8 protein-coding genes are annotated in these 13,640 nt (G+C 55.3%); 7 read left to right on the forward strand and 1 reads right to left on the reverse strand.

The window, feature by feature from the left end; translation table 11 throughout:
* The first annotated feature begins 259 nt into the window (after positions 1-259).
* Positions 260-1,222 (forward strand): signal recognition particle-docking protein FtsY, encoded by a 963-nt coding sequence (ftsY, locus tag Poly59_RS11315; RefSeq protein WP_146534136.1) that lies wholly within the window; start codon positions 260-262, stop codon positions 1,220-1,222.
* A 46-nt stretch (positions 1,223-1,268) separates the two neighbouring features.
* Here ftsY and Poly59_RS11320 read toward each other — a convergent pair whose 3' ends face one another.
* Positions 1,269-2,798, reverse strand: a complete 1,530-nt coding sequence (locus tag Poly59_RS11320; RefSeq protein ID WP_146534137.1) for a trypsin-like peptidase domain-containing protein — start codon at positions 2,796-2,798, stop codon at positions 1,269-1,271.
* Between the two features lie 367 nt (positions 2,799-3,165).
* On the opposite strand from Poly59_RS11320, the gene Poly59_RS11325 reads away from it, so the two are divergent.
* The 6 genes from Poly59_RS11325 to Poly59_RS11350 all read left to right on the forward strand — a co-directional run bounded on the left by Poly59_RS11325 (position 3,166) and on the right by Poly59_RS11350 (position 13,619).
* A complete protein-coding gene (locus Poly59_RS11325) occupies positions 3,166-4,122 on the forward strand; it encodes a hypothetical protein (RefSeq protein WP_146534138.1) in 957 nt (318 codons plus the stop codon).
* Positions 4,123-4,136: 14 nt separating this feature from the next.
* On the forward strand, positions 4,137-5,714 hold the full coding sequence (locus Poly59_RS11330; RefSeq protein WP_146534139.1) for a DUF1559 family PulG-like putative transporter: 1,578 nt from the start codon (positions 4,137-4,139) through the stop codon (positions 5,712-5,714).
* Between the two features lie 538 nt (positions 5,715-6,252).
* Complete coding sequence (locus tag Poly59_RS11335) at positions 6,253-8,805, forward strand: serine/threonine-protein kinase (RefSeq protein ID WP_146534140.1); 2,553 nt, start codon at positions 6,253-6,255, stop codon at positions 8,803-8,805.
* Positions 8,806-9,001: 196 nt separating this feature from the next.
* The gene (locus tag Poly59_RS11340) at positions 9,002-9,970 is read left to right on the forward strand and encodes a diguanylate cyclase (protein ID WP_146534141.1); all 969 of its coding nucleotides are present in this window, start codon (positions 9,002-9,004) and stop codon (positions 9,968-9,970) included.
* Positions 9,971-10,344: 374 nt separating this feature from the next.
* Positions 10,345-12,483 carry a phosphate acetyltransferase gene (pta, locus tag Poly59_RS11345; protein WP_146534142.1) on the forward strand — a complete coding sequence of 713 codons (2,139 nt, stop codon included), beginning with the start codon at positions 10,345-10,347 and terminating at the stop codon, positions 12,481-12,483.
* The gene (locus tag Poly59_RS11350) at positions 12,483-13,619 is read left to right on the forward strand and encodes an acetate/propionate family kinase (protein ID WP_146534143.1); all 1,137 of its coding nucleotides are present in this window, start codon (positions 12,483-12,485) and stop codon (positions 13,617-13,619) included. Before pta ends, Poly59_RS11350 begins: the two co-directional genes overlap by 1 nt.
* Positions 13,620-13,640 lie beyond the last annotated feature (21 nt).

Below are 13,640 nucleotides of genomic sequence, written 5' to 3' on the forward strand. Positions count from 1 at the left end.
TCGCACCGAATGATCGGCGAATTCCCGTCGGGAAAGGTCCACTCGTTAAGAAAGAAGCCCGACTTCGGTAAGCTGTACCGATTAGCGGAACTATACGACGAGCGTGCACACGGGGGTCACCAAGCCACCGCTTGGTCAACGGCCCTACCGAACTGCTCGAACTTGCGTCAAACTGGGTGATTCAGGCGTTCCCGCACCAACGTGCCTCGCCTGACAGTTGATCGAGCCTGATAGTTCCCTGACCAATGTGATTGCTCCTATGGCGTTCTGGAATTCCAAGAAGACCGAAGACAAGACCCCCGAGCCAGAAACCGGCGTGTTTTCGAAAATGCGAAACGCGCTGACGAAAACTCGCCAGGCGCTCAATACCGACATTCGAGACCTCTTCAAAAGCGAAGGACGCCTGGTCGACGACGAATTCCTTGGCGAACTGTTCGCGCGTCTGATCGGCACCGACATGGGTGTGTCGTCGGCCGAAGCGGTCCGCGACGACATCGGACGCCGCTTTCGGGCTCGGGTGGTCCACCTTCCCGATGTATTGGACTCGATCACCCAACAGACCAGCGAACGATTGTCGCAAGAATCCACCGATATCCAATTTGCCGAATCTGGCCCCACCGTGATCCTGGTCGTTGGGGTCAATGGCAGCGGCAAAACGACCTCGATCGGCAAACTGGCCTATCACCTGCATTCGACCGGTCACAAAGTGGTCTTGGGCGCTGGCGATACTTTCCGAGCCGCTGCGGTAGAGCAGTTGACTGTTTGGGCCGGCCGCATCGGATGTGAAATCGTGACCGGCAAACCCGAAGCCGATCCGGCCAGCGTCGCTTTTCAAACCGTCGAAAAGGCCGTTGAAATGGGCGCCGACGTTGCCATTATCGACACCGCCGGTCGACTGCAGACGCAAACCAACCTGATGCAGCAACTCGACAAGATTCGCCGAGTGATTGGCAAAAAGATCGAAGCGGCGCCGCATGAAGTCCTGCTGGTACTCGATGCGACCGCCGGACAAAACGCAATCAGCCAAGCCCGTGGGTTCAGCGACGCAGCCGGCTGTACCGGAATCGTATTGTCGAAACTGGACGGATCCGCCAAAGGCGGCGTGATCTTGCCGATCCGCGAACAGTTCCAATTACCGGTCAAGTTTGTCGGACTCGGCGAAGGAATCGAAGACATCGCCAAGTTCGACGCCGCATCGTTCGCCAAAGCACTTTTCGAATAGACGGCAAGGTTGGATTCGTTGACGCACCGTCCCCGACGACGAACAATCACTCACTCTCTGATGCGGTTTCCGCCGCATTTGACTCTGGCTGATGAAACAGTCGGTCGGTCGACACCGCTTCCAATTCCCTGTCACCTTTGGCCATCAAGAGCTCTAGCACCTGGTCGCCCTCGTCTTCGTAGAATTCGATCCGAATCGGATGTAACCCTGCCTGCAGATCGACCCAGTCGGTCCGGACGATCGGCGCGTGATTCCCGTTGTTGTCGATCAACAACTCATCATGCACATACAGCTTCGAACCGTCGTCCGAACGTAGACCAAGTCGATAGACGCCCGCATGATCCACTTTCAACAGTCCTTCGATCAACAACTCGTAGTGATCCTCTTGTGACAAAGAATCTGGTTTAGGCCCGACGACTGTCATGATCGTTGGCGGTCCTTCGGGACGTTGACCCTCATCAAGCGGGTTTGGCAATCGAGGATCGTACGGCGATTGTCGACACAACAAACCTGGCTCCGTCGCCGCGACCTGTTGTCCCGGCCGTCCAGTCCGCTGGCTAAGCTTGATCGATGCCGACATCGTTTCGTCCCCGCGCCGAATCCCCAGCGTGCACTGATCGCCCGGTCGCCAATCGAACCGAGTGAACTCCCAATCAATGGGATCGCGGAGTCCACGCCCACCAACAGAAATGATTTGATCACCAGGTTGGATACCGGCAGCCGATGCGGGCGATTCACCGGCAACTTCGCTCACCACGACGTCTGCCAATTGCGGATCGATCGTAATTCCGCTGATGTAACGGTGGCGCAGTTCACTGTTGAGAATCGCCGGGATAGAGTGCCGGATTGTTTTCAGTGGCAATGCAAAGTGGACGCCTTCTTCGCCCGGAATTCCGCTAACAGCCATTCCGATCTGTTGTCCCAACAGATTGACCAGCGGGCCACCTGAATTGCCCGGATTACTGGCCGCATCGAACTGCAACATTTCGTCAAACGCGGTCGACGACTGCGTCGCCAGCGCCAGCGGATTGACCCCCGTGAAAGCGACCGCTGACAAAATCCCCTGCGTTGCAACAATCCCACGCCCGCCCGGGCTGCCAATATTCAAAACAGTTTCCCCCATGCGAACGTCCGCTTCCACGCTTAGCCGAATGAAGTCCGGCGGTAAATTCGCCCGCGGATGCGTCGGAGCACCGGGTCGATGGAGCGCCTGCTCACCCAGCTTCAAGATCGCCACATCAAACTCGGGCATGGTTCCGATCAACGACGCACGAAGCGGCGGACGACCGCCTAGCAGAACGATGTGATCCTTCATCACCACATGTTTGGCTGTCAAAACGTAACCGCGAGGGTCAATCACCGATCCGCTGCCGGTCCCACGCCGACCGTCGTCAAACGCATAAACAGCCGCAACCGCCGGTTGTGATTTCTCGATCGCAGTCACCGTCGCTGATCGCCGCACATCAACAACCTGAAAATCATCTTGCGAGTAACCGATCGGCATGCGACCAAACAACAAAGTCAAAGCAAACACAAACCCCAAGAACGGTCGGTAGCGAAAGGAAAATAACAGCATCACGTATTGTCTCTCCGAAAGGGCACTACCGCTGAAAGCCCCGATTCTAAGTGACAGACGACCACCAAGTACGACCGACAACAAGAAACCAGCACACCGTCATGCTGGATAAGGCCAAGAAGCGAAACAAACTACCCACCACAATCACCAATCGCAGTCCCCAAAACAACAATTGCTTCGATTGAACTATCGAAACACAACTCGCGTGATGTTATTTTGGGATGCTGATAATGTAAGAGCCCCCAACACCTCGAGAATGCAATTCTGAATTCACCGGTCTCGCAGCTCGACTGGCGGGCAGCTTCCCTGACAAACCACCGCTGAGCGACTTCTTCGAGACGCACGCACCGCATTCAAGAGCAAATCTATGAATCGCCCCGTCGCAATCATCTTCTTTCTTGTCGCAACAACTCCTGGAACAATTCGCGCGGACGATGCGAGACAAGATCTCTTCAGTCGGATCGACAATTTCTTGTCAAACTGGCAAGAAGGATACGTCGACACGAGTGTCATTTGCCAAGGCGAAACGGCCGACATCAAAGTCTGGTGGTCAGGTGAATCCGAGCGGCGGGAACGCATCGATCGAGAGAGCAACCCAAAATTAAATGATCGACGATCGATCGAACTACGTTCAAAGAACGCCTACTGCGTCACTGCGCCCGATCTGCTGACCGCCCGATGCGGTCGTCTGATCGATGGACGCGATCCCCTGCCCATTGTGCGTGTTCGTCCGAACGAAAGCTGGACCGAAGTCCTGAACAACAAATCGACACGACGATGGATTGAAGAACCGCGATTAGCCAACACAGTGCTGAAACTGGCCGACGACAGCTTCTCGTTCCTTCAGGGACGCCAACAAAGTGACGTTGATCAAGTCGCAGTGGCCCTGCGTGATCAGAAAGAGCTCGCCGAACTTGTTATGGATGGTTACGTTTCACGCAGCGTTTTCAATGCAAACGGGTTGCTTGTCCACACTTCACGAATTGGCAACGTACCCGCTGACCAGCTAAATAAAGTCGACGTTCAGGTACTGTGGACCTCTGCGAACCCACCTGCACTCAAGAAGCTTGTTCGCCGGGTTAGCCGGGATGGCGGCAAGACGTTTTCAATTGACCTGCAAGTCAATGTTCATGCGGCGACCAACAAGCTTCCCAAAGACGCTCCGTCACTCTCGATTCCGCCTGATGATTTGCCGTTCGGCACCCGTGTAACGGACTCGCGACAAAAGGTTACCAAGAAGTTCTATGTTGGTGGCAAAGAGGGGGAAGCCCACCACATGATGATTCACGCAGCGCGTGAAATGAAGAAACTCGATTCTCAGTAAGCGAGCGAAATTTGATGATGCGTTGGCTATGCCTCTTCCTTAGCTTCACTCTACTCGTGGCGGTCTACACGCGTGTGCCAGCGACCGAACCACCGCTACGTCAACGATCAAACATCGATTTCAAGAATTCCAATTTGTACGGCAACAGCGGCGCTCGGTGTCTCTACATGGCATTGGCAGCCAAATCGAAGTCGCCACCTACTTTCGCGGAATTCTTAGCGAGCGACGAAAACTACACAAAACAAACGATGTCTCTCGCATCTCTTTCGGATTCGGCAAGCAAGCATGGGCTTGAAAACCGACTGATTTCATTTGATACCGGTGCGAATCTGCCGACATGCGAGTACTTGATCGCACGGTTGCAAAGTGAAGACCACTTGGTGATTCTGAGCCAAAACAATCGAGGGCTATGGTTCTACAACGATCCGCCTCTGCGCCCCGAACTCCTGTCGCCAAGGCATCGAGAACGCCTTTCCGGTGACGCCCTCGCGATCGGGCTAGAACCGCCAACGATTTCGCGTCGGAGCTTAGGTTCAATCGTGGGCACGCTGACTCTTTTAGGGTTGGCGTTTTGGTGGCGCAAGCGTCGCCGGCTAACGAGCGAGGTATTCGCGCAGCACCATGGTTCACCCAACAGCCTAGGTTCCGGCTTTGATTCGACTCAATCGCGAAAGCGAGATGCGTTCACTTTGATCGAGCTATTCGTATGCCTTGCCATCATTGCAATACTAGTGGCGTTGCTGACGGTGTCCCTTGGGACTGCTCGTGAGGCCGCACGACGGACTCAGTGCTTGAACAATTTGCGTCAGCTCGGAATGGGACTGAAACAGTTCGTCGATCGCACTTCTGGTGTGCTTCCGAAACAACGGCATATCGGTTCTCGCAACGATGGTCCTTGGTACCAAATGGCCGATGTCTTGCAGATTCAATCGATCGCCGACTCACTTCGCATTGATGCAGGGGAGCGTTTAAGTCTTTCCAATTCCAACGTCCCCCTTCTTTCTTGCCCGAGCGATGGTGTCGAGGGATGCAACTACCGGACTTGTGGATCGTCCGGCTACTCGCTGTATGGACGTCAACGCCCGTTTCCGACTCCGACCGATTCAGGAAACGGCGTCATTCCGATGATTGATGGGGATCACTATTTGTCGAAGGTACGCGATGGCCTGTCCCACACGGTCTTCACGTCCGAACGTCTGATAGGGGGATTGGGACGCAAGCGAGCCGAAAGCGCCTGTAACACAGGCATATTGCCACAAGACTATTCCGATTCTCCGCCCCACGATGCCTTGATTGAAGTGTTGGCGGCGAATTGGAACGTGTTTGAAATGGCCCCTAGTCCCGGAAAGTTTTGGTACCTAACCGGGCTTGGTCAGACGGCATACAACCATGCCGCATCGCCTAATTCGCTCTACTCGGGGACCTTTTCCGGAAGCTTGTTAGAGACGGCCGCAATGGGAATCGTCTCGCCCACCAGCAACCATCCCGGCGGCGTTTGCATCTGCCGACTCGACGGCAGCGTGGACTTCATTTCGGATCAGGTAGACCAAGACGTGTGGGTAGCTCTCGCCAGCATTGACCAGCAAGACTGACCAGCAAGACTGACCAGCAAGACTGTTCAGCAAAATTACCCTAGCAGGTCTATCGAGCACTCCGCGATCCAACCGATCGTACTTGAGCGCAACCGCGGCCGACTCAAAATTTTCCGCTGTATTGGCATGTAACCTAGCGTGCGAAGCAAGATGGGTTCGCCGAGTGGGTCTCGACGAAGAGCGAACACAGCGTGCTGCCGGAACCAGTGCGGCTATAGACTCGGATTCTGCCTGAGCTCTGGTGGGAACAGACGGCGAAATCGTTACGACCGGTTCAATTGGTTCGCGGCAGGCGTGCATTAGGTTTGACGGGCGAAACGATCCGCGATTGGGGCTCGTCATCTTCGGGGCGACGTACTTTTTCTGACGGAAGTAAACCGGCGGGCTACAGGTCCGAAATGCGTTCGTTGCTATTCGGCATTTCTAGACCGGTGCACTTCTATTACTTGCCACTCGGCCTCATTACAGGCTGATTCGACAACGTTTGTGCTGCCATTTCCCGGCAAGCTGGTAGTGCGAGAACCTGGTAGCGGTCGTCATGACAAACTTTGATTCAACCACCGACGACCTAACGAATCGCCCGGACGATCCATCGAATCGCAGCGATACAGATCCACGAACGCGCGTTGAAGACTCTTCGAAAAAGAGTCGCGTACGATCGCGCCGAAAACGATCGCCAGCGGCAGTCGATCAAGATCAGATTCAAGACGCAACCCTTGCCTCGGGTTCGGGACAACCGTCAAAATCAATCGCCACAACGGGCGACACCGTAGCGACACCGCGGTATCACAACATTGGCGAAGTGGGCAGGGGCGGCTGGGGCATCGTGGAAAAGGCGATCGATCGCCAGCTCGATCGCGAAGTTGCGGTGAAACGATTTACCGATGCGGACGATGTGACCATTGATGAACGTCGTCGATTCTTGCACGAAGCCAAAGTCACCAGCCAACTTCAGCATCCCGGGATCGTGCCTGTCCACGAATTAGGTGACCAGGAAGGTGCCTTTTATGTGATGAAGTTGCTTGACGGCATCACGCTGCAAGAGTTCGTCCATCGCCATCACAACGATCGACAGCGTGACCAAACCCAAAACCGATTTCAGTTTGGCGAATCGTTGGAACCGTTGCTGCAGCGGTTCGTCGATGTCTGCAACGCCGTTGCTTACGCGCATCAACGTGGCGTCGTTCATCGTGATTTGAAACCGTCGAACGTAATGATTGGCGAATTCGGTGAAACGGTAGTTTTAGACTGGGGATTGGCCCAGACCACAGGCATGTCCGCAGCGTCACCCCAACCGCCACATAACGGACGCGGCCTCAATTTTAGTGCCGAAGTTTCTTCGCTGACCGAGCCTGACGGAACGGTTGTGGGAACGCCCGCCTTCATGTCACCCGAACAGGCAGCGGGCGAAATCGCGGCGATCGGTCAACCTTCGGACATTTATTCCCTCGGCGTCATCCTCTATGTGCTGATTGCGGGACGCCATCCCTACCAAGGGCAACCCGTCGAAGAAATCCTGAAACAGGTCAAAGCAACAACTCACCCGAGTCTGCGATCGTTACAGCCTCTTGCACCGTCGTCGCTGGTTTCGATCGTTCAAAAGGCAATGTCGGCGAATCCTAACGACCGTTACGCAACTGCCGAACTGCTGGCGCAAGACGTACGGCGATTCATCGCTGGCGACGCAGTATCGGTACACCAAGAAACAGCGATTGAACGAAGTATTCGCTGGTGCCGGCATCACCAAGGGATCGCCGCAACCATCGCAATCTGCGTCTTGACTTTGACGATTGCTGCGATCGGCTTCGGCATCGTGATCAAGCAAGCACATCGTGCCGAACGAATTGCCCGCATCGAAGCTGAACGGTCGCACCGAGAGGCAATTTTTAGCCTAGGCGAAGCTCGCGAGGCAACCGATGTATGGCTGACTGAACTCAGCGGATCGCTTCAGTTCTATCCCGGCATGAAAAAGGTACAGGCGGAGTTGCTTCAGAGGGCAATCGACCAATACGACCGTATCGAGAAGCAGAACGTTAAGTCGTCGAATGTTCAAGTACTGCCTGAAGCAACCGAACTCGCCCCGTCCGATACATTTCTTCGACACACCGATCGAATGGCCATTTTGGAACGAGCCAAGGAAACATTACGGCTTGGCGATCTGTATCGACTAACCGGCAAAAAAGCTCAAGCCCTCGATCACTACCTCGCTGCTGAGCGACTGCTAAAGGTTCACGCAACGAGTGACCCGGCATGGAAAATGACGCCAGATTCGTCGACCGGCATTACGGCAACCAACCTCCGAATTGACTACTTTCTTGACTCACAATTTGAATTAGAACAAATCAACTCGCTGATCGGAAAATTGCTTATCAAAAACACGATGGTCAGCGACTCGTCATCCGCAGACTTTCCGTCGTCAGACCAGATCGCAAGGGCAAGGCGATGGTTACAACAGAAAACTGAACCTCATTTTGACGAAACCGACACAGCGATTGGCAAACCGCTTGACGGCTTTGCCGCTCGCACTGCCTCGGCACTCGTTCGAATGGAGTTGGCTTTGCATTCAGCGAACGCTGCGACTCAGCCTGACTGTGAACATTTCGAGCAGGCCATCCGTTTAGCACGTTGGTTAGCCGAGCGCAGCGGAACTGTTGGCAATCGCCGACTATCCGAAACGATTCAAACCGAAGCTTGCCGTCAACGAACCAAAGCCGGCCAGCACCAAATTGCGGTACATCTCTGGACCGTCTTAATCGATGACTTGAGCCACTGGTTGAAGACTGCCCCTGATCGTATCGACTATCTGCAGACACTGGGATGTGCGTTGTTGCAGCGAGGCATTTGTTGGATGGCAATAGGCCAACATGATGATGCGTCGAGTGATTTCGAAAGTTCGATCGTTAAGATCAAGCTCGTTCGGCAGTTGACGGACAACGACAGGTTTTGCCAAGAGCAACTGACAACCGCGGAGACCAATTTGGCCCAGTTGCTGGGCACCGGCAAGACAAACACCCGCGAATCAATCGAACATACTCAGGCACCAACGTCCACGTTCCAGACGAAAGCGACGCAGGACCGCAGCAACCGGTGAAATCATTGCGACCGATCCAGACGAGCAAACTGTCGGCCAATTCTTATCGGCCGACTAAATGCATTCGAGAGCGTCGCTCACGATGGCAAGGGGTGACCAATCTTTTCGATAGCAATTCAATGCACCGGCGTCAGCATTCAGATCCGGCGTCTCTTTTTACGCAGAAACAGCACCACGCAAAGACAGCATCAAGATCATGACGAACATTGCCCCTACGCCAAACGACCTTGTGACCGAAGTCGCCTTGAATCAACAAGCTGTTTCGACAAGTAACGCAGCGACGCCACATGAAGAGGCAACGCTTCGGCGAAAACCGACGACGCTTCCGCAAACCACCGAAAACGAAAGCTGCCTTGTTCAAATTTATCCTGCCGATGTAATCGCAGGAATGCTGTTATTAGAGCAAGCTGAGTTCTCGGTCGGACGCTCGCCCGATGCTGATCTATCGCTTTCGGACAGCAGTGTTTCGCGTCAACACGCCAAACTGATTCGCAGCGAAAACAGCTACGTCATCCGTGATCTTGGCAGCACGAACGGAACCCTGGTCAATGAAACTCTTATCGATACCGATTACACGCTGCGCACCGGCGACACGGTTCGCATCGGCAGCTTCCTGTTTCGATTCCTGTCGGCCGGTTCAGTAGAAACGCAGTATCACGAAACGGTCTATAGCGCACTAACACGTGACGCGCTGACCGGAACAATGAACAAGCGGTACCTGTTGGAATCGATGAATCGCGAGGTATCTCGTTCATCACGATCGGCAACGGAGTTGGCGGTGATCATGATTGACATCGACTTCTTTAAGTCCGTCAACGATACCCATGGCCATTTGGTCGGCGACCAAGTGCTGCAGACGTTCGGCAAACGAGTCGGTGACTTATGCCGATCTGACGATCTGCTTGCACGATATGGCGGCGAAGAATTCTGTTTGATGCTGTCTGCCACCGGACGCGAAGAAGCGTTCGAGATGGCGGAACGATGTCGCCGAGCCGTCGGCGAGAAAGCCTTCGAGACGTCTGCCGGCGATCTGACCGTCACCGCTAGTTTCGGACTTTCGATTTTGGATCCCAAAAAACCGACCACGTCCACTGAGTTGCTAGAGGCCGCCGATCAACAGCTGTACCATGCCAAACATGGTGGCCGAAACCGAGTGTGCGGCTGATCGCTGATCACCAGTGGGATCGAGACGGTTTGGCCACAAGGTTTCGCAACTAAATCAGCCCTGAATGTTGGTCCTGGATGTCACCGCGTCAGTCCTTACAACGTGGGGACCAGAACGGCTTGGCGGCAAGCCGATCGCCATGAAACGAGAGTGTGCCCGCCGGGCACACCCAATCAAGGCCGTCGTCGAAGCAAATTCACCCCGCGACCACGGTGGTGACGGCATCGCGATTAGGTTGCGCTGAAATTCACCGGAGCAACCCGTGCCGTTGTGGGGAACGGCCACTAACACGCCAAGGGTCCCGGATTACCCGTAGGTCCGTACCGGCCAACTTTTTGCTAGGATTCGTTGCAAACCCAACTCGAGCCCCGACGATGCCTGAAAGTCTTTACCTAGCAACGAACGAGAACGCGACTGGCAAGCGAATGATCGCGCTCGGCGTGATGGAACTGGCAGTTCGACGGTTCAATCGCGTCGTCTTCTTCCGCCCTGTGGTGCGTGAATCCGCGGAATTGGATCAGAGCATTCAATTGATGCGAGCACGATACAAATTGCCGCACACGGCAGGGCAGATGTCGGGTGTAACACGAACCGAAGCACGTAAATTATTGGCCGAAGACCGCTACGATGAACTGATCCAACGAGTCCAACAGCGTTTCAAGGCAATTCAACAGGACGCGGATTTCGCAGTGGTCGAAGGCACTAGCTTTCAAGGCTTGGTGCCGGAGCTTGAGTTTGAATTGAACGCAGATTTTGCGGTCAATTTCGGCTGTGCGATCATGCCGGTCTATTCGGCGCATGGCAAATCGGTGGGTGATTGCGTGCAGTCGATTCAGATTGGCAACGATTCGTTGACCGATCACGGCGGACACGTTTTGGCAACGATTGTCAATCAAATCGATGACGACAAGGCTAAATCGATTCGTGAGGCTTTTGAGGAAACGAAGCTTGGCGGTGACGAGCCGATCTATTTCATTCCCGAGTCCCCATTACTGCGCCAGCCTACGCTTCGCGAGATTCAAGTCGGCTTGGACGCCAAGGTGCTCAATGGCGATGAAAAGTCTCTCGACCGCGAGGTAACTCGGTTGAAAGTTGCCGCCATGCAGTTGCCTGGTTTTTTGGAACGGTTGTATTCTGGGTCGCTAGTGATCACGCCGGGCGACCGCAGTGACATTGTTGCCGGATGTGCGCTGGCGTGCTTGAATTCCGATGGCCCATCACCGGCCGGCATGGTGTTGACCGGCGGCTTGGCTCCGCCCGAGGCCCTGCTGCGACTGTTGCGATTTCCTGGCTGCTTGCCAATCCTGACGACGACCGACGACACGTTCACCGCCGCCAACCGGGCCTCGATGGTCAAGGCCGAGATCGGAATCAATTCACCCCGCAAAGTGGAATCTGCAATCGGCTTGTTCGAGCGTTACGTTGACGGCGATGAACTGGCCGACCGATTGAAGGCCCCCAACACAGCCAGCTTGACGCCGATGCTTTTCGAGTATTCGCTAATGCAAAAGGCTCGCGAGCAACGTGTGCGAATCGTATTGCCCGAAGGCAATGAACCTCGGATCTTGCAAGCCGTTGACTCGCTGCGGCGACGCGATGTCGCGGACATTGTGTTGCTAGGCGACCCGGTCGCGATTCGCGCAACCGCCAGCCAGGTCGGCGTCAATCTGCTGGCCGCGACTGATCAACTGGAAGATGCTGTCACGATCATCAATCCAGCGACCAGTCCCCTGCGTGAAGAGTTCGCCAAAGAGTATTTCGAGCTGCGAAAACATAAAGGTGTCACGATGGACGTGGCACGAGATCGCATGTTAGAGGTCAGCTACTTTGGCACGATGATGGTCCGCCGCGGACTGGCCGGCGGTATGGTTTCGGGTGCCATTCATACCACCGCCAATACGATTCGCCCCGCGTTTGAGTTCATCAAGACCAAGCCAGGCGTCAAAGTGGTTAGCAGCGTGTTCTTGATGTGCTTGAAACACAGTGTTTTGGTCTATGGCGATTGCGCCGTCATCCCGAACCCAACTGCCGAAGAGCTTTCCGAAATCGGCAGCAGCAGCGCCGACACGGCGCGGCAGTTTGGCATTGAGCCTCGTGTCGCGATGCTGTCGTACTCGACTGGCGAGAGCGGACACGGGGAGGATGTTGAGCGGGTTCGCAAAGCGACCGGGCTGTTACGTTCGATGCGTCCCGATCTGCCGATTGAAGGCCCGCTACAATACGACGCAGCCATCGACCCGGCGGTCGCAGCGGCTAAATTACCGTCCAGCGAAGTGGCTGGCCGTGCGACGGTGTTTGTTTTTCCCGATCTGAACACCGGAAACAATACTTACAAAGCAGTCCAGCGTTCGGCAGGCGCGGTCGCGATCGGCCCGGTACTGCAAGGACTTCGCAAACCGGTCAACGACTTGTCACGCGGTTGCACCGTCGCCGACATCGTCAACACAGTCGCGATCACAGCGATCCAAGCGCAGGCATCAACCGATCCGATGTGGGAAAGGTCGCAGTCGTAATGAACGTACTCGTTTTCAACGTCGGCAGCACCACGCTAAAGTTCGCGTGCGTCGACACGAGCAGTGGCAAACGTTTGACCGAAGGGCTGATCGACCGAATCGGTCAACCCGGTGGCGACGCAGGCGATCACCTGTCCGCAGCCAAGGCAGCGCTCGACCAACACCGATCGCTTTCGGTGGACGCAATCGGCCACCGAATTGTCCAGGGTGGCGCGATGTTCCAGACTCCCGCGCTGGTAACGCCGTCCGTCATCGCCGATTTACGCACACTGGACTCGTTTGCACCGTTACACAACCCGCCCGCAAGATCAGTGGTCGAAGCCATCGACGAAATGAAAACGGGCTTGGGTCAAGTCTTAGTGTTTGACACCGCCTTTTTTGCAACGTTGGCGCCGGCCGCCTACCGATACGCGATCCCCGAATCGGTTTACGTCGACCATGGCGTTCGTCGCTATGGGGCTCACGGAACGTCTCACCGATTCGTTACAAAACACGCAATCGAATACCTCAGCAAACGGCAGCCCGCATTGGCATCGAATGCTCGAATCGTTTCGTTACACTTGGGTGGCGGAGCGAGCGCGACCGCGTCAGTCGGCGGTGTCGCCGTGGACACGTCGATGGGCATGACGCCACTGGAAGGCCTCGTGATGGCAACTCGGTCGGGCGACATCGATCCATCGGTGCCACTTCACTTGATCCGGAATGCGGGAATGACTGCCGACCAGGTCGACCGCTTACTCAACAAGTCCAGCGGGCTGCTTGGCCTTTGTGGCGACTGCGACATGCGATCCATTCTGAACCGGCGTGATGAAGGCGATGACGCTGCGTCGCTGGCGATCGACATCTACATTCACCGGTTGGTCAAGATGATCGGCGGGTATGTCGCAGAGATGGGAGGCGTCGACGCATTGATCTTCACAGCAGGAGTCGGTGAAAATTCAGCCGAGATTCGCCGGTTGGCGACCGAACGATTGCAGCACCTGGGAATCAAGATCAACGCTTCGGCCAACCAAAGTGGCCTGTCGACCGATGCAGTCACGGACATTTCAGATTCGGGCGCAGCGGCCAAAACTCTAATCGTTCGCACGAACGAAGAACTCGAAATCGCCGTCCAGACAGCGTTTATTGTCGGCTGAATCGGTCCAAGGACGATTCCG

It is taken from the genome of Rubripirellula reticaptiva, from assembly GCF_007860175.1.
GTDB classification, from domain to species: domain Bacteria; phylum Planctomycetota; class Planctomycetia; order Pirellulales; family Pirellulaceae; genus Rubripirellula; species Rubripirellula reticaptiva.

Coding starts and splice junctions, on each gene's coding strand:
- ftsY (WP_146534136.1), top strand. CDS start 260: ATGGCGTTCTGGAATTCCAAGAAGACCGAAGACAAGACCCCCGAGCCA.
- Poly59_RS11320 (WP_146534137.1), bottom strand. CDS start 2,798: ATGCTGTTATTTTCCTTTCGCTACCGACCGTTCTTGGGGTTTGTGTTT.
- Poly59_RS11325 (WP_146534138.1), top strand. CDS start 3,166: ATGAATCGCCCCGTCGCAATCATCTTCTTTCTTGTCGCAACAACTCCT.
- Poly59_RS11330 (WP_146534139.1), top strand. CDS start 4,137: ATGATGCGTTGGCTATGCCTCTTCCTTAGCTTCACTCTACTCGTGGCG.
- Poly59_RS11335 (WP_146534140.1), top strand. CDS start 6,253: ATGACAAACTTTGATTCAACCACCGACGACCTAACGAATCGCCCGGAC.
- Poly59_RS11340 (WP_146534141.1), top strand. CDS start 9,002: ATGACGAACATTGCCCCTACGCCAAACGACCTTGTGACCGAAGTCGCC.
- pta (WP_146534142.1), top strand. CDS start 10,345: ATGCCTGAAAGTCTTTACCTAGCAACGAACGAGAACGCGACTGGCAAG.
- Poly59_RS11350 (WP_146534143.1), top strand. CDS start 12,483: ATGAACGTACTCGTTTTCAACGTCGGCAGCACCACGCTAAAGTTCGCG.